Here is a 21,297-nt window from a genome sequence, read left to right as displayed (position 1 = left end):
GCAGACGCCTGTTCACCGGCCCCCTCCGCACCGCCATCCTGCGCCGCGACACACACTGCACCTGGAACGGGTGCACCCTGCCCGGCGGCTGGTGCCACGTCCACCACAACGCCTGGTGGTCCCGCGGCGGCCCCACCTCCTCCCTCAACGGCGCCGCCCTCTGCCCCCGCCACCACACCCTCGTCCACACCCTCGTCCACGACCGCGACCTCACCGCGACCATCACCGCCACCACCGTCACCTGGCCCACCTGACCACCCCGCCCCACACCCCGCCCCACCAGGGCGGGGCCACCGGCGTGGCCAGAACCTCGGACCGAGAGGCGCCGTGGTGCATGGGAGGCTCTGCGCGCGGGAGCATCATGGTGGGCATGATCATCGTGACGTCCAATGACATCCCGGGTTACCACATCGAGGCCGTCTTCGGCGAGGTGATGGGGATGACCGTGCGCAGCGCCAACATCGTCGGCGGGTTCACCGCCAGCTTCCGGGCCCTGGGCGGCGGCGAGCTGCCGGAATACACGAAGATCGTCTACGAGAGCCGGCACGAGGTGATGAACCGGATGGTCCAGGAGGCCGAGTCGCGTGGCGCCAACGCCATCGTCGCGATGCGCTTCGACACGGGAGAGATCGGTCAGTCCTTCACCGAGATCTGCGCCTACGGGACGGCGGTGGCGGTGCGGCCGATCGCCGAGGGCCAAGCCGGGTCGACTCCGCAGTCCGCAGCGGACGCTGCTCGCGGTGGGAGCGGCCCAGCGACGGTGCAGGACACCCGCGCTCGGTAGGCTGCGCGAGCTCTTCGGCACCTTCACATCGCCTCGACTTCGGGCCCGACTGCTCTGTCGACAGGGGTGGTTCTGAGCGCGCGGTTGCCGCAGGAGACGGCTACGGTGCGTAGCGAGGTCGCAGCAGCGTCGCCGCCCCGGTCGCACGATGGCAGGGCACCGATCCCACGTCGATCGAGGGGTCTGGACTCAGGCGAGGCCGCCCGGCTCCCGGCGCGCAACTGGCATACGCAGCCCTCCCACGCGATCAGCGTCCGCTCGACAACGCCAACAAGAGGTGGAGACCGAGATGGCAAGACGGACGCTGATGCTCGACGCACAGGGCCCTCAGGTGGTGGACGGCCGACACGTCCGGGCGATGGCCTTCGACCCGGTCCGGAAGGCCCTCATCGGTGACGTGCTCGGGCGACGCGGGCTGAGCGGCGGAACGGCGCTCGTGGTGGGCGGGCGCTACTCGCCACTCACCCGGATCTTCCGCGATCACGGGTTCGCGGTGACCGGTGTCGATCCCTCCGCCGACGCCACGAGGATCGCGCGGGAGACCATCGCGGGCGTGCAGTTCGAGTCAGCGCCGGCGGACGCGCTCGGCCTCCCGAGGCAGCAGTTCGATGTCGTCTACTGCGCGGACACCGTGGAGGTGGTGAAAGACCTGTCCGCCGTCCTCGCCGAGCTGGCCGCCGTGCTGCGACCGGGCGGGGTGCTGATCCTCGACACCGTCACCGACACGTTCGTCGCTCGACTGGTCTATCTCTTTGCCTTCCGGCGCTTTCCGCTGACCCGGATCATGCCGGCCGGCCGGTACGCGCGGGCCAACCTGCGGAGCCCCCAGAGCCTGCGGGACGGTTGCGCCGCCGTGGGGCTGACCGTCGACCTGGTCGTCGGCTTCGAACCGGCGTCGGTCGGCTCCCTGGTCAAGGCGGTCGTGGGCCGGCGAGCAGGCCGGCTGCGTGACGACGAGCTGGCCGGGGCGGCGGACCTCCGCCTCAGCGACCCCGACCACGCCCCGGTCGTGACCTACTTCGCCGTCGCGACGAAGGCGGATCCGACTCCGCCCGTGTAGCGGTGGAGCTCAGGCGCCGAAGTGGTTCTCGAGCTCCTGGATCTCCGGGAGGCCGACGGTCGCCGTGAACGCGGCGAAGGTGGGCAGCGACGCCGCATGCGGCGTCCCGTCGGCCTTGATCGTCGCGAGGACGGACTGCACCGCGGCGGAGGCGGCGAGCAGGGTCGCGATGGGGTAGAGCACGAGGCTGAAGCCGAGGTCGGTCACTACCTCGAGCGACAGCGGTGGGGTGCGCCCGCCCTCGGCGGCGTTGAAGACGAGCGGCGCGACGCCACCGAGCTCGGCCGCGACCCGGCGGATGTCGGCCTCGCTCGTCGGGGCCTCGACGAAGAGCACGTCGGCGCCGGCCGCGGCATACGCACGGGCGCGGGCGATCGCCGCATCGAGCCCCTCCACCGCAGCGGCGTCGGTGCGCGCGATGAGGACGAGGTCGGGGTCGCGCCGCGCAGCGGCGGCGGCGCGGATCTTGCCCACCATCTCCTCGGTGCTCACGACCGCCTTGCCGGCCATGTGCCCGCACTTCTTCGGCGTGACCTGGTCCTCGAGGTGGAGCCCGGCGACCCCCGCCTGCTCGTAGACCCGCACCGTGCGCACGACGTTGATGGCATTGCCGTAGCCGGTGTCGGCGTCCGCGATCACAGGCAGCTCGACGGCGTCGACGATCCGGCGCGCCTGGTCGGCCATCTCGGCGGCACTGAGCAGGCCGACGTCGGGACGGCCGAGCAGCGAGGCGGTGGCGCCGAACCCGGTCAGGTAGACGACGTCGAAGCCGGCCTGTTCGACGAGGCGGGCCGAGAGGGCGTCGTAGGCGCCGGGAGCGACCAGCGGCGTCGGCGCGGCGATCAGCTCGCGCAGCCGCGCCCGGGGTGTCGTCGGGCCACCCAGCAGTGCTCCCACGGCGGGCCTCCAGTCCTGTGTCAGGTCGAGGTGCAGTCTCAAGATGTATGCAGCCACAGAAAACCTACGCGCGAAACTCTTGTGGGGCCAGTGCTGAGACCCCTAGATTGCACACAATCATTCGTCAGCAGGACGGACCTCTGCGGTCCCGGACCCGGGAGGGGCGATGGCGGTCACCACGACCGACCGTGTCGTCGACACCGTGCGCGAGCTCATCCTCCACGGCGACCTCGCGCCGGGGGCCCGGCTCGGTGAGGTGGAGCTCGCGGAGCGGCTGGGGGTGAGTCGCACCCCGGTGCGCGAGGCCCTGACGCGGCTCGCGGCATACGGGCTCATCGACCTGACGCCCAACCGCGGGGCTCGCGTCACGACGTGGAGCCTCGCCGAGCTGGAAGGAGTCTTCGACCTGCGGTCGTCGCTCGAGCCGCGCCTCACGGCCCTGGCCGTGCCGCTGGCGACGCCGGAGGACCTCGACGTGCTCGACGACCTCGCCCGGCGCATGCTCGAGATCGGTATGCCGGGTGGCCGGCAGGACCTCGAGGCCCTCGTGCCGCTCAACCGCGCCTTCCACGACCGCATCGTCGCCATCGCCGACCACCCAGCTCTCGCAGGCGCGCTCGCGTCCGCCATCCAGACGCCGATCCAGCGCCGCAACTTCCAGACGTACGACGAGCGGTCGCTCCGCCGCAGCCTGTCCCAGCACGTCGAGATCGTCGACGCCTTCCGCGCCGGCGACGCGATCTGGGCCGAAGCGGTCATGACCGCCCACATCCGCAACGCCCGGGCCGTCATGGTCCGCGCAGCCCGATCCGCAGCCCGCTCCGAGGAGGACGAGAGATGACCCGCACCCGTCACACCCGTACCTGTGTCACCTGCAGCAGTGACCCCCGCTCGGGCGAGGGAGCGACCCCGTGAGCTACCGACTCGGCGTCGACGTGGGCGGCACCTTCACCGACGTCCTCCTCGTCGACGAGACCAGCGGCAGCACCTGGCGGGCCAAGACCGCGTCGACCCCGGACGACCAGGCCGTCGGTGTCCTGCACGGGATCACCCGGGTCTGCGACGACGCAGGCATCTCGCTGTCCGAGGTGGAGCAGGTCCTGCACGGGACCACCGTCGCGACCAACGCCATCCTCGAGGGCAAGGGCGCGACCGTCGGTCTCGTCACGACCAAGGGCTTCCGCCAGGTGCTCCAGATCGCCCGCTCCTACGTGCCTGGCGGCTTGGCCGGCTGGATCATCTGGCCCAAGCCTGAGCCCCTCGCCGCGCTCGAGAACACCGTGGAGGTCGACGAGCGGATCGCCAGCGACGGCACGGTCCTGCGCGAGCTGGACGAGGCCGACGTCCGCGCCGCGCTCGGGCGACTCTCCGGCATCGAGGCACTGGCGATCTCCTTGATCAACTCCTTCGCCGACCCGGCCCACGAGCGTCGGATCGCCGAGATCGCGGCCGAAGTGCTCCCCGGCATCCCCGTCTCGCTGTCGTCCGACGTGCTCCCCGAGATGCGCGAGTACGAGCGCACCGTCACCACCGTGGCCAACGGCTACGTCCAGCCTCAGGTCAAGCGCTACGTCGGGACGCTCACCGACCGGCTGCGCGAAGGTGGCGTCGGCGGCGAGCTGGCGATCCTGCGCAGCGACGGTGGCCTGTCCGGTGCGGCGGCCGCCACCGAGTCACCGGTGACGATGCTGCTGTCGGGGCCGGCCGGCGGGGTGACCGGCGCCGTGTGGATCGCCGAGCAGTGCGGCTATCGCGACCTCATCACCTTCGACATGGGCGGCACCTCGACGGATGTCGCTCTGGTGCAGGACCTTTCGCCGCGGATCGGCCGTGAGACGAAGGTCGGCGACCTCACGGTGCGCGCCTCCAGCGTCGACGTCCGCACCGTCGGCGCCGGCGGCGGCTCGATCGCCCACGTCCCCCAGCTGACCAAGGCCCTGCGGGTCGGGCCCCAGTCCGCCGGCGCCGATCCTGGCCCCGCGGCATACGGCAAGGGCGGGGCGGAGCCGACGGTCACCGACGCCAACGTCGTCCTCGGCTACCTCCCCACCGACCTCGCCGGCGGCGAGATCTCGCTCGACGCGGACGCGGCGCGCACGGCGGTCGCGACCGTCGCCGACGCGATGGGGCTCGCGTCCCCCGAGGCCGCCGCGGCGGGGATCATCGACATCGTCAACGAGAACATGCTCGGCGGCCTGCGACTGGTGTCGGTGCAGCAGGGATTCGACCCGCGCGACTTCGCCCTCATCGCCTTCGGCGGCGCAGGACCGTTGCACGCCAACGCTCTTGGCAAGCTGACCGGTGCCTGGCCGGTCATCGTCCCGCCGTCGCCCGGCGTGCTGTGCGCCCTCGGCGACGCGACGACGAGCCGACGGGACGAGTCGGCACGCACCGTCCTTCGCCGGTTCGCCGACCTGACCAGTGACGACCTGCGAGCCGTCCTCACCGAGCTCGGCGCGGACGCCGGCGCCCGGCTCGAGGCGCAGGGGGTGGAGCGCAGCGGCCACACGGTGGCCTACACCGTCGACGTGCGCTTCCACGGGCAGGGCTTCGAGATCCCCATCCCGGTGGACCCGGGCTGGCTCGAGGGCGCCGATCCGGCCGAGGGTCCCGAGGCGCCCGACGCCCTGACTCGGCTCGCGGCGAGCTTCGACGCCGAGCACGAGCGGCTCTTCAACTTCCTCCTCACCGTCGACCACGAGCTCGTGAACGCCCGGGCCACGGTCAGCGGCCCGCGCCCGGAGGTCGCCGGTGTCACGCTCGCGGAGACGACCGGACCGCCAGAACCGTTGCGCACCATCACGATCCACGTCTCTGGTGCGGCGGTCGAGGCCAAGCTCTACGACAGGGCGACCCTGCGGGCCGGCGACGTCCTCACCGGTCCGGCGATCGTCACGGAGATGGACTCCACGACGCTCATCCTGCCGGACCACGCCGCGACGGTGCACCCGTCCGGCAGCCTGCTCATGAACCCCGTCGACACCCCTCTCGACACCCCTCTCGACACCCCCGCGGAGGCCTGACATGGCGCGCATCATCGAGACCGCGACGGACGCCATCGAGCCGACCGCGGTCGACCCGGTCACCCTCGACCTCATCGAGAACGGGCTGCGCAACGCCCGCTACGAGATGGACGAGGTGCTCTTCCGCACGGCGCTGTCACCCGGCATACGGGAGCAGCACGACGAGTTCCCGCTCATCGCCGACCCGGGCGGCAAGATGGTCGTCGGTCAGTTCGGGCTGTCCATCCCCGACTTCCTCGACGGCTACGACGGCCCGATCGAGGAGGGCGACGTCATGCTCACCTCCGACCCGTATGCGTGTGGCGCGGCGATCAGCCACGCCAACGACTGGCTCGTCGTCGTGCCGATCTTCCACGAAGGCAGGGTCGTCGGCTGGTCGTCGATGTTCGGCCACATGTCCGATGTCGGCGGCAAGACGCCGTCGTCGATGCCGACCGACGCGCGGACGATCTACGAGGAGGGCGTCGTCATCCCGCCCTTCAAGCTCTACGCCAAGGGGGTGCTCAACGACGACGCCCTACGGATCATCCTCAACCAGGTGCGGGTCCCCGACTGGAACCGCGCGGACCTCAACGGACTCGTCGCCGCCTGCCGCACCGCGTCCCGGCGGGTCGTCGAGATGTGCCAGCGCTTCGGCACGGCGACCTATCTCTCCGCGCTCGACGCGCTCCTCCAGCGGAACTACGACGCGATGAAGATCCTCCTCGCGATGGTCTTCGAGGACGGCAGGACGCTGTCCTTCACCGACTACATCTGCGACGACGGCGTGGGCAACGGCCCCTACGAGCTGAAGCTGTCGCTCACCCGCACCGGCGAGAAGGTGCACCTCGACTTCACCGGCTCCAGCCCGCAGGCCGTCGGCCCGATCAACTACTACATCAACGAGAACCTCACCCGGATGTTCTTCGGGATCTACATGATCACCGTCGCCGACCCGCAGATCCTCTGGAACGACGGGTTCTACCCCCTCGTCGACGTCACGATCCCCGACGGCTCCTACTGGAAACCGCGGCACCCCGCCGCGCTCTCCGGTCGCAACCACGGGATCGGCCGCGTCTTCGACCTCTTCGGCGGGCTGCTGGGACAGACGAACCCGGCTCTGCTCAACGCCGCCGGCTTCTCCTCGAGCCCCCACTTCATGTACTCCGGCCACTACACGACCGGCGACCGGGCGGGCGAGTGGTTCCAGCTCTACTCGATCGGCTTCGGCGGGATTCCCGGACGGCCGCTCGGCGACGGACCCGACGGCCACTCGCTGTGGCCGAGCTTCGTCAACATCCCCTGCGAGTACCTCGAGTCGTACTACCCCCTGCGGATCGAGCGCTGGGAGACCATCGCCGACACCGGTGGCGCAGGACTCCACCGCGGCGGCAACGGCGTCGACGTCGCCTACGTCTTCGAGGAGCCCGGCGCCATCGCCATCCACGACGACCGCTGGCTCACCTACCCCTGGGGCGTCAACGGCGGCCACCCCGGCTCCCGCGGCACGAAGTGGGTCGAGCGCGCCGACGGCACCCGCCAGGTGCTGCCGTCGAAGTGCCACGACGTGCCGGTCTCGGTCGGCGACGTCCTGCACTTCGTGACCTGGGGCGGCGGCGGCTGGGGCGACCCGTTGGAGCGCGACCCCGCGCTGGTGGAGCTCGAGGTCCGTCGCGGCCTGGTGTCGGTCGAGGGGGCACGTCGCTACGGCGTGGTCGTTTCCGAGGGGGGCAGCGGCGGTGACGGCGGCGGCAGTCACGGCGGCGGCGTGGACGTGGCGGCGACGACGTCGTTGCGGGAGCGGATGCGGGCGGACCGGCCGGCCGAGCTGCCCGTCTTCGACATGGGTCCGCCGATCGAGGAGCTGCTGGCCCGCTGCGAGGAGGAGACCGGGCTGCCCGCCCCCAAGCGCCCGGTGTGGACGACCTGAGGCACGAGGTGAGGCCGGCGTGAGCGGGCTGGTGAGCCCGACGTGAACGGGAAGATCGGCGGTCCGCACGGGACCGCGTTCTCCGGTCGGGTCGGCTGGGGTGCGCAGCCGGCGCTGCTCGTCGTCGACCTGTGCCGCGCCTACACCGAACCGCACGGACCGTTCGCGCTCCCCGATGTCGGCCCGGTCGTGGCGGCGAACGCAGCTCTCGTCGCCGCCGCCCGAGCCGGTGGTCACCCGGTGGTCTGGACCGCGGTGCAGTATGCCGCGGACCTCGCCGACGGCGGCTGGTTCGTCCGCAAGGTCCCGGCTCTCGCGGCCTTCGCGGAAGGTGCTGCCGGAGGCTGGGGGGAGCTGACCCTGTCGCCGCTGCCGACGGAGCCGGTGGTCGTCAAGCAGTACGCATCGGCGTTCACGGGCCACCTGCGTTCGGGGCAGGAGGGTGGGGCGACGGGCGGCGGTGACCTCGCGGCATACCTGCTCGGCCTGGGGGTCGACACCCTCGTGGTGACCGGGGTCTCGACGTCGGGGTGCGTCCGGGCCTCGGCGACCGACGCCCTCACGCACGGCTTCCGGCCGCAGGTCGTGGGCGAGGCCTGTGGCGACCGCACGTCGGACCTGCACGACCAGAACCTCGCCGATCTCGATGCGAAGTACGCCGACGTCGTGTCGCTCCACGAGGCTCTCGTCCACCTGGCACCCGCGCGGACGCCCACCTGACTCGGAGTCGGGCCGGGCGGAGGTCGAGTACGGGCGGACGTCACCTGCGGGCACCCTGTTGGCCGTGAGATCCACGTCAAAACTAGGGGCAGGATCGGCCTCGGACAAGGCACGATGTCCTTGGACGACATGGAGGTGACGCGCGATGACCGAGGTGGTGATCCTCAACGCCTCCTACGAGCCGATCGGCGGCGTCTCCGTCCGGCACGCGATCGGGATGCTCGTCCGTCAGGTCGCCGTGGTCGAGGAGGCCGTGGCCGGTCAGATGTTCGGGCCCTACCCGCGCCCCAAGGTCGTCCGGCTGATCCGCTACGTCGCCGCGAAGTGGCTCTACCGGCCCGCCGGCTGGTCCAAGCGCAGCGTCCTCAAGCGCGACCGGCACCAGTGCGCCTACTGCCGCGGTCGCGCGACGACCGTCGACCACGTCGTCGCTCAGTCCCGCGGTGGCAGCTCGACGTGGCTCAACACCGTGGCGTCCTGCTCGCCGTGCAACAACCGCAAGGGTGACAAGGCCGCTCGCGACGTCGGGCTGCGCCTGCAGTGGGAGCCCTGGGTCCCGCGGCACGTCGACCTCGTGGCCTGAGCGGCCGGTGCCCGACCCGCTCGACAACCCGGTCCGCGCGGCGTTGCTCGGCGCCCATCACCGGTATGCCGTGCGCGACGGCCGCGCACTGGCCTACCGGCCGGGCTACTCGCCCTTCGCGGCCCTGCCCGACGAACCGGCCGAGGAGGACTGGGCGGCCCTCGCGCGCCTCGTCGGGGCGCACGGGGTCGCCGTCCTGTTCGGGGGCACGACGCCGGTCGGGTGGACCGAGCAGCGCCGCTTCGACGCGCTCCAGATGGTCACCCGCGGGCCTCGCGTACCTGTCGACCCCACGCCCATCGACCCCTCGCCCATCGACCCCACGCCCGTCGACCCCACGCCCGTCGACCTCGGCCCGGACGACCTCAACGCCGTCCTCGGCCTCGTCGCGCGGACGGAGCCCGGACCCTTCCTCGGACGGACGCTCGAGCTCGGGCACTACCTCGGCCTGCGCTGCGACGGCCGGCTGGTCGCCATGGCGGGTGAGCGGATGCGCTTCGCGGGGTGGACCGAGGTCAGTGCGGTCTGCACCGACCCGGCCGTCCGCGGGCGGGGGTTCGCCGGCCGGCTCGTGCGCGCCGTGGTGGCCGGCGCCGCGACGCGGGGTGACGCGGTCTTCCTCCACGTGCTGGCCAGCAACGTCGGCGCCGTCCGGCTCTACGAGTCCTTGGGGTTCGTCGTCCGGAAGCAGCTGGTCATCGTCGCGACGTCCCCGCCGCGGCCCGGCCTACTCGTCGCCGGTCTGCACCCGGAAGCCGACCCCGCGCACGGCGTCGATGGTCAGGGCGACCCCGGCCTCCCGGATCTTGCGCCGGATCCGTTTGAGCGCCGAGTGGACCAGGGAGGGGTCGCCGAGATAGCAGCCGCCCCAGGCGTGCTCGAACAGTTCACGGTAGGTCCAGACCCGACCGGGGTCCGCCACGAGACAGCCGAGGATCGCGCGCTCCCGGTAGGTGAGCGGTAGGGGGCGACCTCGCCAGGTCGCGAGATGGTGGGCCTCGTCGAGGGTCAGGCCGAGCTGGTGGCCGGCGGGTGCGGCGCGTGCGGTGGAAACGGTGGAAGCGGCGGAGACCGAGGGGACGACGTCGTCGAAGAGCGGCGTCACGGAGACGACCGGCGCCGCTGGTGCCACGGGTGGTGCAGACGCCACGGGTGGTGCAGGTAGGGGCGCCATCCCCTGGAGCATCCGCACCGCGCTGGCGGCGTCGTGCGCGATGAGCACGATCTCGAAGTCGTCGTAGAGGTGGCTCACCTCGGCGGGGTCGGGCGCGTGGTCGAGGATCAGCACCGCGATGGACGGGGTATGCCGTGGCGCGTGCTCGAGGGGCGGTGCGACCTGGTCGAACTCGAGGGTGTCGCTGACAGGCCGCCGGTCGTCCGTCAGCAGATGCAGCTCGGTGACGCTCATCCGCAGACCCCCGTCCCGGCTCATGCCCTGCTCAGGCTCACGGCAGAGCCCGGACCACCCCGTGTGGTGCGAAACCCGACGTGGTGTGTCAAACCGTAACGGTGGTCGGCCGATCCCGCGAAAGATAGCCACACGGGACCACCTGCCGAAGGAGACCGGTGACCCATCGGGCCGGCCGGGGCGTGCCCGGATCTGGGCACCGGTGCCCACCGCGTCCGGATCGGACGCGATCCTGACCACGACCCGACCATCAGCGGTCCTTGTCGAAACTCTCAGATGATTCGTAGGTTGCGACCATCCCCCTCGGTCCGCGTCGTCGTGTTCCCTATCCGGGCCCGCCAATTCGGACCACCCCTCTGCCAGGGAAGGTCCCCCGCATGTCGAGCCCCCTCAGGAACCGGCGGTCAACACGGCTCCGTCGTGCTGTCGTCGCCCTCTTCGCGGTCACCGCGACCGTCGCCGCCCTCGGCGTGACGGTCTCGCCGATCGCGAACGCCATACCGAAGCCGACGCCCCAGACGTCGGCAGCACAGAAGAGCGCCGTTCCCACCAAGCAGGTGTGCGCGGCCACGACGACCCCGTCGAAGGCCCGCTGCCTGGCCCTGAAGCGCACGGACATCGCCGCGCGCTCGGGCATCATCCCCAACGTCGACCCCTCCGGCTACGGCCCGGCCGACGTCCAGAGCGCCTACAAGCTGCCCGGCGCGACCGCCGGCGACGGTCAGGTCGTCGCCATCGTCGACGCCTTCGACAACCCCACCGTCGAGGCCGACCTCGCGGTCTACCGGCAGCAGTACGGACTGCCGGCGTGCACGAGCGCCAGCGGGTGCTTCACGAAGGTGAACCAGCGCGGTGTCGTGGGTGAGTACCCTGCCCCGGACCCGGGCTGGGCGAGCGAGATCGCGCTCGACGTCGACATGGTCTCCGCGGCCTGCCCGAAGTGCAAGATCCTGCTGGTGGAAGGCGACTCGAACAGCCTCGCGGATCTCGGGGCGGCCGTCGACATGGCTGTGCAGCTCGGGGCGAAGTACGTCTCCAACAGCTACGGCACCGGCGCGGAGGACCCCAGCACGATCCCCATGAACGCGCACTACGACCACCCCGGAGTGGCGATCACCGCCAGCACGGGTGACAGCGGCACGGGCGCCTCGTTCCCCGCGTCCGTCGGCTCGGTCGTCGCGGTCGGCGGGACCTCGCTGTCCACGGACACGAGTGCCCGTGGCTGGACCGAGTCCGCCTGGGCCGGAGCGGGTAGCGGGTGCTCGGCCCAGGAGGCCAAGCCCAGCTGGCAGGACGACCCGAGCTGCCCGACGCGGGCTGAGGCCGACGTCTCGGCCGTCGCCGACCCGGCCACCGGTGTCGCGGTCTACAACTCCTACTCCGACGGCGGCTGGACCGTCTACGGCGGCACCAGCGCCTCGTCGCCGATCATCGCCGGCACCTACGCGCTCGCCGGTCAGCCGGTGGCCGCCACCTACCCCGGCTCCTACCCGTATGCCTCGCGCGGCCAGCTCTTCGACGTCGTCACGGGCGACAACGGCACCTGCACGATCGCCTACATCTGCCACGCCGGCCCGGGCTACGACGGCCCGACCGGACTCGGCACCCCGAACGGTGTCGGGGCCTTCCAGACCGGTCCGCACGGTGTCGTCAGCGGCGCCGTCACGAGCGGCGGCGTCGCCGTCGTCGGTGCCACCGTCACGGTCGGCGACGCCTCCGCGACCAGCGGCGCCGATGGCACCTACACCCTCACCGTCGCCACCGGCACCTACGCGGCGAAGGCCACGGCATACGGCTACACCACGGCGACCAAGACCGTCACCGTCACCGGTGGCGGGACCGTCACGGCGGCCTTCGTCCTGGCCAAGGTCCCGAGTCAGGCCGTGACCGGCACCGTGACGGACGGATCGGGCCACGGCTGGCCGGTCTACGCCAAGGTGACCATCGACGGCGTCCCGGGAGCACCGGTCTACACCGACCCCTTCACGGGCCGCTACAACCTGACCCTCCCCCGCGGCAAGACCTACACGGCCCACGTCGCGCCGGTCCTGCCCGGCTACCTCACCCGTGACCTCACCATCAAGGTCGCGGCCGCCGACGTCGTGAAGAACGCCACGGTCGTCATCGACCCGAGCACCTGCCTCGCGCCCGGCTACACGACGACCTACACCGGCACCCGCCAGACCTTCGACGGCACCACCCTGCCGGCGGGCTGGACCGTCACGGACAACAACGCGTCCGGCGGGGTGTGGTCGGTCACCGACGCGGGTGCTCGTGGCAACCTCACGGGCGGCAGCGGCGGTTTCGCGATCATCGACAGCGACCACCTCGGGTCCGGCAACACGCAGGACACGACGCTGATCTCGCCGAAGACCGACCTCAGCGCCTCCACCGCGCCGATCCTCGAGCTGGGCTCGGCCTACAAGTCGTTCATCAACTCGACCGCCGACATCGACGTCACCGTCGACGGGACGACGTGGACCAACGTCTGGGAGCAGACGACCACGAGCATCAGCGGTCCGATCAGCATCGCGCTGCCGATGGCCGCCGGGAAGAAGGACGTCCAGGTCCGGTTCCACTACACCGGCACCTGGGCCTACTACTGGGAGGTCGATGACGTGCTCATCGGCAACCGCTCGTGCGGCCCGGTCTCGGGTGGTCTCGTCGCCGGCTTCACCAAGGACGGCAACACCAAGAAGGCCCTCACGGGCGTGACGGTCGCCAGCGTCGACGTGGCGACGAACACCGGTGTCTCGGCGGCCACGCCGGACGACGGTGCTCTCGGCGACGGCTACTACTGGCTCTTCTCGTCGGCCAAGGGCGCCCACAAGTTCACCGCCACGTCCGGCCGCTACACACCGGCCACCGCCACGGTGAACGTCATCGCGAACTCGATCACCCGCAAGGACTTCACCCTCGCGGCCGGTCGGGTCGAGGTGAGCCCGGCCGACCTCACGGCGACCGAGGTCCTCGGCTCCAGCACGAGCGTCCCGCTCACGCTGAAGAACTCCGGGACCAAGCCCGCACACGTCGAGCTCGGTGAGCAGGACGGTGGCTTCGTCATCGCCGGCAAGCCGGCCCCGGCGGCATACGCCGGTATGCCGGGTGCGGCGGTCCGCCACGTCGCGGGCACCTACCTGCCCACCCGTCTCGCGGGCAGCGGCACCAAGCCGTCGACAACGCCGCCGGTCAGTGCCGCCGCCCCCTCGGCAGCGCCGTGGCAGGCCATCGCCGACTACCCGACCGCGATCTCCAACAACGGGGTCGCAGCGGGTGACGGCAAGATCTACTCCGTCGGTGGTTACGACGGGTCCGCCGACGTGGCCACCGGCTACGCCTACGACCCGGCTGCCCTCTCGTGGTCGCCGATCGCCGACATGTCGACGATCCGCGAGGCTCCCAGCGTGGGCTTCATCGGTGGCAAGCTCATCGCCACCGGCGGCTGGGGACCGGGCGCGATCCCGACGGGGATCACCGAGGCCTACGACCCGGCCTCCAACACCTGGACCACCCTCGCCGCCAACCCGAAGCCGCACGCCGGCGCCGGGACGACGGTCGCCGACGGCAAGCTCTACGTCATCGGCGGGTGCGCCGCAGCCTGCGGGAGCACCGACGTCCAGGTCTACGACCCGGCCGCCGACTCCTGGAGCTCCGCGGCTCCCTACCCGCAGGACACCTCGTGGGGCTCCTGCGGCACCATCGGCATGATCTACTGCGCCGGCGGCACGGCGACCTCGACGTCGACCAAGGTGTTCTCCTTCGATACGGGGACCAACACCTGGGCACCGTTGGGAGACATGCCTGCTGACGTCTGGGGGGCGGGCTACTCCGTCGCCAACGGACAGCTGCTCGTCTCGGGTGGGGTCATCAACAGCAACGCCGTGGTGACCAACGAGGGATGGGCGTTCGACCCGAGCTCAGGCGCCTGGACGGCCTTGCCGGCGTCCAACAACGCCTTCTACCGGCTCGGTGCGGCCTGCGGGTTCTACAAGATCGGCGGCAGCGCCAGCCAGTCCGCGCCGGCCAGCGCCTCCTCCGAGGTGCTCCCGGGATACGACTCCTGCGGTGCCGGGCAGGACGTCAGCTGGATGTCCGAGTCCCCGTCCACCCTCGACCTCGCCCCGGGTATGTCGGCCACCGTCTCGGTGACGCTCGAGAGCACGACGGTCACCCAGCCGGGGACCTACACGGGCAAGATCACGGTCGCCACGGACACGCCCTACCCGGGTTCGTCCATCGGCGTGTCCATGGTCGTCACCCCCCCGAAGACGTGGGGAAAGCTCCTGGGCACCGTGAGCGGCGCAGCCTGCGCCGGCACACCGGCACCACTCGCCGGCGCGACCCTGCAGATCAACAGCTGGAACGCGGCCTACACCCTCAACACGGCGGCTGACGGCACCTACGCGATGTGGATGGACACGCGGTCCAACCCGCTCACCCTCATCGCCGCCAAGGACGGCTGGGCCCCGCAGACCGCGACGGTCAAGCTGCTGAGGGGGGGCGAGATCACCAAGAGCTTCACCCTCAAGCCGGCGAAGGCCTGCCACTGACCGGTAGCTGATCGTTCCGAACACGCGTTTTGCCGAGTTTCCGACCCTCCCCGGGCCGCGGAACTCGGCAAAACGTGTGTCTGGAACGAGGGGGTGGGCTCAGTCCAGCTCGATGGTGAAGTCCCAGAGGACGAGCGGCTGGCCGCTCGGCTGCCAGGTGAGCTGCGCGGCGCCGCTGCGGAAGACCCCGGAGACCACGGCCCGGGCGGTCGTCCCACCCTTGACGGTCAGCGTCGCGCCGCCGACGGCCGTGAGCGGCACGATGGAGCCGGTGTCGTCACGGCAGACGAGGTCCGCCGTCCGGAACGTCACGTCCTTCGCACCGGCGACGACGGTGACGGCGATGGTCCCCGGCGTGCGGGGCCGGGAGCCCTGGGTGATCGGCTGGGGCGTCGTGACGGCCTGCGCCGGCCCCGACGCGGTGACCGTCGCCTCCACGCCCTGGCCCAGCAGCACGCGCACGGTGTTGCCCATCGAGACCAGCTGCAGCCGGTGCGCCGAGGCCACCGGTACGGGGATCGAGGTGTCCGGCGTGGGGATGGGGACGGCGCCCAGGGACGACACGACCTGGCCGGCGTCGAGGGTCGGCGCGGCGGCGACGCCGGCCGGCGCGGAGGTGCACCCCGAGATGGTCAGGGCCAGGGCGGCGGTCACGGCCAGGGCCGCGGCCGCCCGGTGAGGGGCGAGCCGCGGCCAGGTGGGCTGCGTGGTGCTCAGCGGGACACCACCGGTACGGCGGCCCGGGCGATCCTGGGCTGGGGGTCGTCGCCGACCAGGCTGGTGGCGGGGTAGACCGAGCTGCCGGACGCCGAGGGCTGCAGCGCCCGTCCCGTGCGGTTGTTGTAGATGTCCTTGCCGAACGGGCGCAGGCCGTCCATCGCGGCATACCCGAGGTGGCCCATGCCGTCCGCGCCGCCCGAGGTGATCCCGAAGGTGTCCTCCATGCTGCGCAGCCAGCTGTAGTGGTTGTAGGGCTGGTCGCTGATCGATCCCGGGGTGATGAAGCGGCTGATGAAGACGGCTCCCGTGATGCCACCGCCGGGGGTGGTGTCCTGGTTGAAGGCCTGGAAGCCGGGCTGGGTCGTGTTCGGGCCGGGCAGCTCGTTGCAGCACGCCACCACCGACTGGGCGGTGTTGGCCTCGGCCTGGACCGGGTTGCCCGTCGCGCTGTCGGTCCCGAGCGCCGCGTCGCCGGCGTATGCCGCGTCCGCGACGGAGTTGCCGTACATCTTGTAGGGCGGGAAGGCCTCGTCGAAGATCACCTGGATCTCGCCGTCCTTCTGGAAGGCCGGGGAGGCCATGATCTGGGGAACCCACTTCTGCAGGAACAGGTCCGCGGCATACAGGCCGCCCTGGTGGTTGTTCGGGTCGCCCGAGAGGTTGTCACCCTTGCAGGTCGCGTCGTGCGCGTCGGAGCAGTTGTTGGGCGAGATCCACGAGAAGGCGGGGGTGGTGGCGATCGACTGGAGATCGGTGGCCATGCTCGGGATCGCCTTGTGCCCGGGCGTCGCCGGGTAGCCGTCGAGCGGGACGACGTTGGCGCAGTCCTTGGCCGAGTCGGTCAGCGAGTGGAACCACGGCGCGGGGTTGTGCTTCGGCACGTACTGGTCGGTCGGGGTCGCGCTGCCGGGGTCGGGCACGCCCGCGCCGGAGGGGTCCCCGGGACGACCGCACTGGTAGACCTGCTCGCGGGTCGGGTCGTTGCCCATGTCCTGCGCGTAGACCTTCCAGCTGGCGCCGACCGAGTCGAGCTGGTCGAAGAGCGTGTGGGTCTGCTTCGGGTAGACGCACCCGGAGGAGGCGAACGTCTGACCGTCCGGGGCCGGCAGCCCCGGAGCGACGTTCTTGTAGGTGCCGCAGTCGGCCTGGAGGTCCGGTGCCGGCGACTGGCCCGACACGAGGCTGATGTAGTTGTCGAGCGAGTAGTGGCCCGTGCCGTAGTACTGGCGGAGCAGCGCGCCGTAGGAGGGCAGCGTCTTCCAGAGGTAGTCGTTCGCGTTGAGGCCGGTGAAGGTCGACTCGTAGGACTTGTTCTCGAGGATGATCGTCCAGACGTGGCCGATCTTCGGGCCGGACGCGACCCCGGCACGGGCGGTCTGGCCGCCACTGGCGGCGCCCGCGGTGGCGAGGCACAGCAGCAGCGCGACGGCTGCGCCCAGGGCGATCCGGAAGCGTGGTCTGCGGTGGGGGGACGAGGGGACCACGAGGTTCATGGAGCTGCTCCGATCGGGCTGACGACACGGCGGGGACGCGCGCAGGACCTTGCCCCTCCGCGCACCTGCGATGCTGCTGTGGCCGCCTGCGAAACCGCTGGGAACGGGTCGACAACGCTTCGACGCGTCGGTGAACTCTTGGTGTCGGGCCCGTGACGGCCCGGGCTACCGGGAGGACCGGCGACCGAGGACGGTCACCAGCGTCGGCACGAGCAGCAAGCCGAGCAGCAGGACCGCCGGCAGCCAGCCGAAGGGGTCGTCGGGGACGGCTGCGGCGAACTCGACCGGTTTGGCCGCCCGCCACGCGGAAGCCGCGCTCCCGCCTCCGACGGCGAGGACCCGACCGTCGGTGCTCGTCTGGGCGGCCGCCGAGGATCCGGCGGCGGCGGCCGCTGCGGCGGAGGTCGCGGCCGCGCTTCCTGCGGCGCCCGGTGAGGCGGCCTTCGACGCGGCGGCCGACCCTGGTGCCGCGGCCGAGCTCCCCGCCGTCCCCGGGGCGTTCGCGGCAGCGCCTCCCGCGCCGGTCCCCCCTGCTGCGGGTGCCCCCGCGGCGGGACCCGGCGCTCCCCCTCCGGTGGACGAGCCGGCCTGGGTCCCGCAGAGGAACGGGTCGCAGGGGCTGACCGACCCGGCACCGAGGGAGCCACTGAAGCGGGGGTTCGAGCAGTTCGCGGCCGAGAGCGTGACGGCGGGTTGCCCGGTCAACCGCGAGACGGAGTTCGCCATCTCCCGGCTGAGGTTGACGGGGAGCGGCGAATACCCCTGTGCGGCCATCGTGACCTGTCCGTCGCACGCGATGTAGCTCATCCACTTGGCGAGCGTGGCGCCGACGCCGGCGTTGGGATAGGCGCCCTTGCAGGTCGCCCGGTCGGCCGCGGCCGCGCACTGGGTCACGAGGTAGGAGTAGGCGGAGATCGGGTATGCCGTGGGGCTGGGACTGGCGTAGACCGCCGAGAGGTCCTGGCTGAGGTCCGGTCGGAGCCTGGCGCTCTCCAGCGCCGCCGAGATGTTCTGCGCGTAGGGCAGCACGTACTTCCCTGCGGAGTTCTGGATCCACGCGGTGGGTGCCTTGTAGACCTTGGCGTAGCCGAACTCGTCGAAGGCGATGGAGCCCAGCCCGGTGGCGGAGTTCGCGACGTACTGGGCGATCTGGTCGGAGTCGTTGAACGAGACGGTGGAGGGGATGAAGCCGGGCTTCGCGCACTGGATCAGCACGGGGCGCACGTCGGCGGCGCCGCACTGGAACTGGTTGAAGCGGGCGGTGAACTCCGCCCCCAGGGTGTTGGCGATGAAGTCGTAGAACAGGGCGGTCGTCCCGGAGGCGTTGCCACGCAGCACGACGCGAATCGGCATGTCGGGGAACTTGATTCCCTTGTTGGTGGCGCTGATCGCCGGGTCCGACCAGTTCGTGATGGTGCCGATGAAGATGCGGGCGACGGTCTGACGACTGAGGTGCAGGTAGTCGACCTGGCGTCCGGAGGACTCCTTGACGTTGTACATGATCGCCGTGGCGCCGGCGACGTCCGGGACGTACTGGTAGCCACGTGACGGGTTCAGGCCCAGGGAGACGAACTCGGCCTCGGTCGCCGCGAAGTCCACCTGCGCCAGGTTGTACATGTTCATGCCCGTGGGCGACCCCACCGGGGTGTAGTTGAGGGACCACCCCTGGCTCTGGCCCTGGGCCACCCACTGGCGCATCGCGATCCCCACGTAGGTGGACCCCGACCCACCCGCCGGCGCAAGCGTTTCGGCCGACGCCGGGGCGCAGGCGAGCAGGACGGCGAGCAGGGCGGCGAGCAGGGCGGCGGGCAGAGCGGCGGGCAGGGCGGTTGCGGCTTTGCGTGCCGAGCGGCGACGGGCTCTCATCGGGTGCTCCAGGGTGCGGGGGTGGCTGGATGGTGTGGACCGGCTGGCTGCTGTGGATGGACTGGCTGCTGTGGATGGACTGGCGTGATGGGGCTGCACAGGTCTCACCCGAACCGGCCGCCCACGTAGTCGCGGGTCCGCGAGTCCACGGGCCGGCCGAAGACGTCGGTCGTCGGGCCGTGCTCGAGCACCCGGCCGGGTTCGCCCTCGGCCGCGAGGAAGAAGGCGCAGAAGTCCGAGACCCGTTGTGCCTGCTGCATGTTGTGGGTCACGATGACGACGGTCACGTCCTGGGAGAGCTGCTTGATGGTCTCCTCGATCCGCCGGGTCGACGTCGGGTCGAGGGCCGAGCAGGGCTCGTCCATGAGCAGGACGTTGGGACGCACCGCGAGCGACCGGGCGATGCACAGCCGCTGCTGCTGGCCGCCCGAGAGCGCGCCGCCCGGGGAGTCGAGCCGGTCCCGCACCTCCCTCCACAGTCCGGCCCGCTCGAGGCTGTGCTCGACCAGGGCGTCCTTGTCGGAGCAGCCGAGGCCGCCGAGCTTGAGCCCGGACAGGACGTTGTCGCGGATGCTCATCGCCGGGAAGGGGTTCGGCTTCTGGAAGACCATGCCGACGCGGGCGCGGACCCGTTGCGCCCGCATACCCGGCCCGTAGATGTTCTCGCCGTCGAGCAGGACCTGTCCGGCGAGCGAGGCGGTCGGCACCAGCTCGTGCATCCGGTTGAGCATCCGGAGGAAGGTGGACTTGCCGCAGCCGGACGGCCCGATGAGGGCGGTCACGCGGTTGGCCGGCATCACCAGGTCGACGCCCTCGAGGACGAGGCGCTCCCCGAACCAGGCGCACAGGTCGACGGTCTCGATGCTCGCGGCGCCCTCGGGCGGCCCTCCCGTGAGGTGGATCTGCCCGGCGGCCGGGGCCCCGTCCTCGGGACGGAACATCGTGGTCGGGGGGTGGGATGACATCGCAGGCTCTTCTCCAGGGGGCAGGGCGGGCAGGGCGGGCAGGGAGGGCAGGGCGGGCGTGGAGGGTGTGGCGGGTGTGGTGGGCGTGGCGGGTGTGGTGGGCAGGGAGGCCGTGGTGGGGCGGGTCGGGCGGGTGCGCCGTCGGGTCACGCCGCCGCGTCCGAGCAGGCGGGCGACCACGAACAGGATCAGGACCAGGCCGATGAGGACGACGGCGCCGACGTAGCCGCGGTCGCTCTCGTTGGCCGAGGGGGACTTGACCAGGCGGAAGACGTAGAGGGGCAGGCTCTCCTGCGGCCCGGACAGCGGGTTGGCGTTGATCAGCAGGGAGCCGAAGGCGGTGAAGAGCAGCGGGGCGGTCTCGCCGACGATCCGCGCCAGCCCGAGCACCGTGGCCGTCGTGACCCCGCTGCGGGCGGTCGGGAGGACCACGCTCCACACCGTCCGGCCGCGACCGGCTCCGAGCGCCAGCGAGGCTTCCCGGAGTCCGGCCGGGACGAGGCGCAGGACGACCTCGACGGTGCGGGTGACCGTGGGCAGCATGACGAGCGCGAGGGCGAAGGCGGCCATGGTGCCGTTGAAGTTGAAGAAGGAGGAGTCGACCGGCTTGCTGACGATGAGCGCGGAGTAGATGAACAGGCCGGCGACGATCGAGGGGAGCCCGCTCATGGCGTCGACGACGATCCGGATCGGTCGCCGTAGCCGGGACGAGGTCTCGTTGAGGAAGACCGCGGTCAGGAGACCGAGAGGGAGCACGAGGACGAGGGCGATGCCGGCCTGCTCCAGCGTTCCGATGATGGCGTGGAGGCCGCCGCCCTGCTCGGGAGGAAGGTTCGGGGTCACCCCGCGCAGGTCGTGGGTGAAGAAGTTCAGGGACAGGTGCGGCAGCCCGCGCACGAGGACGTAGCCGAGGAGGCTGACGAGGGGGACGACCAGCAGCAGCGCGCCGGTGGAGATGACGATGGTGACGATGCGGTCGATGGCCGCCTGGGTCCCACCCTGCTCCCGGCTGAGGGCGTAGACCATGACGAGCGTGATGGCATACCAGGTCAGGAGGTCGGCCAGCCAGCCCGGCGAGCTGGAGAGGACGTGCAGCACCAGGCCGGTGAGGAAGGCCGAGGAGACGGCCGAGCCGGCGACGAGGACGACGTCGCCGGGCGTCCACGACGTGGGGCGCACCCTGGTCCGCGACCCGGCAGGCCGCGGCGACGACGGTCCCGGTGGCGCCGCCGCGGGCGACGGGAGGGCAGAGCCGGAGCGGGTGCCCCCCCCGACCACGGGGCTCCCCTCCGGCATGACCCGCAGGGTGAGCTGACCGT

General features: G+C 71.5%; 15 protein-coding genes and 2 pseudogenes. 10 read left to right on the top strand and 7 right to left on the bottom strand.

Going from position 1 to position 21,297, the window contains the following annotated elements; all coding sequences use genetic code 11:
* The 3 genes from Q0R63_RS01955 to Q0R63_RS01945 form a co-directional block, all read left to right on the top strand.
* Nucleotides 1-254: HNH endonuclease signature motif containing protein (locus Q0R63_RS01955; protein WP_295693206.1), on the top strand; the 254-nt coding region annotated here is incomplete at its 5' end.
* 116 nt (nt 255-370) lie between these two features.
* Nucleotides 371-784, top strand: coding sequence for a YbjQ family protein (locus Q0R63_RS01950; protein WP_295693201.1), 414 nt, complete (start codon nt 371-373; stop codon nt 782-784).
* A 289-nt stretch (nt 785-1,073) separates the two neighbouring features.
* A complete protein-coding gene (locus Q0R63_RS01945) occupies nt 1,074-1,844 on the top strand; it encodes a class I SAM-dependent methyltransferase (RefSeq protein WP_295693198.1) in 771 nt (256 codons plus the stop codon).
* 9 nt (nt 1,845-1,853) lie between these two features.
* On the opposite strand, the gene Q0R63_RS01940 is transcribed toward Q0R63_RS01945, so the two are convergent.
* Nucleotides 1,854-2,741 (bottom strand): isocitrate lyase/phosphoenolpyruvate mutase family protein, encoded by an 888-nt coding sequence (locus tag Q0R63_RS01940; protein WP_295693196.1) that lies wholly within the window; start codon nt 2,739-2,741, stop codon nt 1,854-1,856.
* A gap of 166 nt (nt 2,742-2,907) precedes the next feature.
* On the opposite strand from Q0R63_RS01940, the gene Q0R63_RS01935 reads away from it, so the two are divergent.
* The 6 genes and pseudogenes from Q0R63_RS01935 to Q0R63_RS01910 all read left to right on the top strand — a co-directional run.
* Nucleotides 2,908-3,582, top strand: coding sequence for a GntR family transcriptional regulator (locus Q0R63_RS01935; protein WP_295693193.1), 675 nt, complete (start codon nt 2,908-2,910; stop codon nt 3,580-3,582).
* A 70-nt stretch (nt 3,583-3,652) separates the two neighbouring features.
* A complete protein-coding gene (locus Q0R63_RS01930; RefSeq protein WP_295693190.1) occupies nt 3,653-5,764 on the top strand; it encodes a hydantoinase/oxoprolinase family protein in 2,112 nt (703 codons plus the stop codon).
* A 1-nt stretch (nt 5,765) separates the two neighbouring features.
* Nucleotides 5,766-7,673 carry a hydantoinase B/oxoprolinase family protein gene (locus Q0R63_RS01925; protein WP_295693187.1) on the top strand — a complete coding sequence of 636 codons (1,908 nt, stop codon included), beginning with the start codon at nt 5,766-5,768 and terminating at the stop codon, nt 7,671-7,673.
* Nucleotides 7,674-7,715: 42 nt separating this feature from the next.
* The gene (locus Q0R63_RS01920) at nt 7,716-8,393 is read left to right on the top strand and encodes an isochorismatase family protein (RefSeq protein ID WP_295693184.1); all 678 of its coding nucleotides are present in this window, start codon (nt 7,716-7,718) and stop codon (nt 8,391-8,393) included.
* Nucleotides 8,394-8,538: 145 nt separating this feature from the next.
* On the top strand, nt 8,539-8,976 hold the full coding sequence (locus Q0R63_RS01915; RefSeq protein WP_295693179.1) for an HNH endonuclease: 438 nt from the start codon (nt 8,539-8,541) through the stop codon (nt 8,974-8,976).
* A gap of 256 nt (nt 8,977-9,232) precedes the next feature.
* Nucleotides 9,233-9,655, top strand: a pseudogene (locus Q0R63_RS01910) (GNAT family N-acetyltransferase); the annotation flags it as partial.
* 48 nt (nt 9,656-9,703) lie between these two features.
* Here the strand turns inward: Q0R63_RS01910 and Q0R63_RS01905 are convergent.
* Entirely contained in the window at nt 9,704-10,384 is a 681-nt protein-coding gene (locus Q0R63_RS01905; RefSeq protein ID WP_295693177.1) for a winged helix-turn-helix domain-containing protein, read from the bottom strand.
* A gap of 377 nt (nt 10,385-10,761) precedes the next feature.
* Here Q0R63_RS01905 and Q0R63_RS01900 point away from each other — a divergent pair, with 377 nt between their 5' ends.
* On the top strand, nt 10,762-14,934 hold the full coding sequence (locus Q0R63_RS01900; protein ID WP_295693173.1) for a choice-of-anchor J domain-containing protein: 4,173 nt from the start codon (nt 10,762-10,764) through the stop codon (nt 14,932-14,934).
* 99 nt (nt 14,935-15,033) lie between these two features.
* On the opposite strand, the gene Q0R63_RS01895 is transcribed toward Q0R63_RS01900, so the two are convergent.
* The 5 genes and pseudogenes from Q0R63_RS01895 to pstA all read right to left on the bottom strand — a co-directional run.
* On the bottom strand, nt 15,034-15,588 hold the full coding sequence (locus tag Q0R63_RS01895; RefSeq protein ID WP_295693170.1) for a hypothetical protein: 555 nt from the start codon (nt 15,586-15,588) through the stop codon (nt 15,034-15,036).
* A 59-nt stretch (nt 15,589-15,647) separates the two neighbouring features.
* Entirely contained in the window at nt 15,648-17,147 is a 1,500-nt protein-coding gene (locus Q0R63_RS01890) for an alkaline phosphatase family protein (protein WP_295693168.1), read from the bottom strand.
* Nucleotides 17,148-17,312: 165 nt separating this feature from the next.
* Nucleotides 17,313-19,013, bottom strand: coding sequence for a substrate-binding domain-containing protein (locus Q0R63_RS01885; RefSeq protein ID WP_295693166.1), 1,701 nt, complete (start codon nt 19,011-19,013; stop codon nt 17,313-17,315).
* A gap of 104 nt (nt 19,014-19,117) precedes the next feature.
* The gene (locus Q0R63_RS01880; protein WP_295693208.1) at nt 19,118-19,954 is read right to left on the bottom strand and encodes a phosphate ABC transporter ATP-binding protein; all 837 of its coding nucleotides are present in this window, start codon (nt 19,952-19,954) and stop codon (nt 19,118-19,120) included.
* A gap of 195 nt (nt 19,955-20,149) precedes the next feature.
* A pseudogene (gene pstA / locus Q0R63_RS01875) lies at nt 20,150-21,004 on the bottom strand (phosphate ABC transporter permease PstA); the annotation flags it as partial.
* Nucleotides 21,005-21,297 lie beyond the last annotated feature (293 nt).

This window comes from Lapillicoccus sp., assembly GCF_025353065.1.
Classification (GTDB): domain Bacteria; phylum Actinomycetota; class Actinomycetes; order Actinomycetales; family Dermatophilaceae; genus Lapillicoccus.
The sequence above is the reverse complement of the archived record's forward strand: the minus strand, read 5'-3'. Positions and strand labels throughout refer to the sequence as shown.